The sequence below is a fragment of the Methylobacterium sp. E-041 genome, assembly GCF_022829665.1.
Classification (GTDB): Bacteria; Pseudomonadota; Alphaproteobacteria; order Rhizobiales; family Beijerinckiaceae; genus Methylobacterium.
Map to the genome: position 1 here is coordinate 1 of NZ_JAKSYQ010000128.1, position 1,781 is coordinate 1,781.

Sequence of the window (1,781 nt, forward strand, 5' to 3'; positions counted from 1 at the left end):
GGCACCGCACGAACAGCGCGGGATGGATGCGCATCAGCGTGCCATCGTAGTCCCGCAGGTCGAAGTAGCCGTAGACCGTGCTGCGGGCCAGCATATCCGTCGGCAAGGCCCGCCACTGACAGCCCGTGCTCAACACGTACATCAGGCGTCCACCACGTCCCGGGTCTCGACCGTGCGCTTATTCCCGCCCCGCTTGGCCGACGGGATCAGCGGCGCAATCACGCCCCATTTCGGTCCGTTAGGTCGCTTGCGTAGCGCAGCACGCTCCGGTCGTAGCGAACACGGTTTTCGGTCGTCCAGATCAGCAAATGCCTTTCTCAGCCCTCGCTTGAATCACAACCTACTCAAATCGCACAACTTGTTGCAGATCACATACTTATCTTGTAGGCTTTCTGCTATCTACGGTCACCTACCTGTAGTAACCTTTTGCGTCGCGCATTCAAAATACCGGGCAAACTAAAGTTAATATTTAACTCTAGATATAATTCAGAGATATAAAATTTCTATTGCTGCTAATAACGGATATTGAGGAAAATTTCAATACTATTATTTATATAAATTGCAACCAAATGAATCACCTTGCTTCATAAGTGAATAAGTTGGGATCATCAAAATGCGAAAAACTATAGTAATAACTGGCGGGGACGAAAAATTTTACAACCTAATGATGGAATGCATTTTGTCTTTAAATAAAGTTGGAATTAGGTCTTTTGCAGAGATTGGGGTTTTGAATCAAGGTCTGTCTGAACATTCCTGTTCATGTATCAAAGCAATGGGGATAAAAATTGCTAATCCAGAATGGCCGGACTTCGTTCCCTCTGAGCTAAGGAATAACAATCAGATTGGTCTGGTAAGCAGGCCATATTTAAGGGACTTGTTTCCAGGGTACGATATATATCTCTGGTTTGACGCCGACGCTTGGGCCCAAAATAGTGATTTCTATAACTCTTACATTGAAGGAGCTGCTCGTGAAGGGGCTGCTGTTGCTCTAGAAAATGGGGCGGGATATCGCAAGAGTTGGAGAGAAATGAAGTGGTGGGCTGGAAATTATATATCAGCGTATGGACTAAAAACAGGGCTAAACTTATCATTTAAAAATAGTATTAATATAGGTATTTTAGCTCTTAAAAATGATGCTGCTCATTGGGGCGCATGGACAGCACAATATAAAAGTATAATTGATAAAACTGGTAAACTGAACCTAGACCAACACGCCTTTCACGCTGCTATTCATCTAAATGGATTCAGAACGAAGCTTTTACCCGCACGTATGAACTGGCTACCAATTTTAAGCGCTCCGTTGGTTGAAAAAGGTTCTATGGTACTTAGAGAACCAAGTGTGAATAAAGAAGTTATTAGTATTATACACTTAGCCGGGCCTGATAAAGAAAGAACATATAATCTCAAAGGAGGCTTAGATATCTCAACTTCTTTGACATATAATGCGTATAATAGTCTATATGATAGTCATCACTCATGATCCATGTTTTATCATGCTGATGCTTTACTCTAGTACTACCTACGCAGTTTGAAGGGGCGTGATGCGTTGTCTGCCCCAGGATGGGTCGGGGGCGGTGATGGATCGGGATCGCGAGGGGACAGACGGGCTCGATACGTGACTGGTGCCGTTTCTGGCGGCGATGGGTCGCAAGACCCGACGAACCTGGGCACCGCTCTATTTCCGGGGCCTCCTCGGCCCGGGGGATCGCAAGAGCCTTCAGCCGATGGCGGCACGGCTTGGGCTTTCGGGCCACGACCAGTTGCAGCACTTCATCGCCAGC

At 46.5% G+C, this 1,781-nt stretch carries 2 protein-coding genes and 1 pseudogene; 2 read left to right on the forward strand and 1 reads right to left on the reverse strand.

Annotated features, from left to right (window positions below):
* Nucleotides 1-302, reverse strand: a pseudogene (locus tag MKK70_RS11605) (transposase); the annotation flags it as partial.
* Nucleotides 303-613: 311 nt separating this feature from the next.
* On the opposite strand from MKK70_RS11605, the gene MKK70_RS11610 reads away from it, so the two are divergent.
* A complete protein-coding gene (locus MKK70_RS11610) occupies nucleotides 614-1,480 on the forward strand; it encodes a hypothetical protein (protein ID WP_243947834.1) in 867 nt (288 codons plus the stop codon).
* A 139-nt stretch (nucleotides 1,481-1,619) separates the two neighbouring features.
* The coding region (locus tag MKK70_RS11615) for a transposase (RefSeq protein WP_279603610.1) at nucleotides 1,620-1,781 on the forward strand (162 nt) is incomplete at its 3' end.

What these genes read in the sequence shown, in the direction of transcription:
- MKK70_RS11610 (WP_243947834.1), top strand. Translation starts at nt 614, where the DNA reads ATGCGAAAAACTATAGTAATAACTGGCGGGGACGAAAAATTTTACAAC.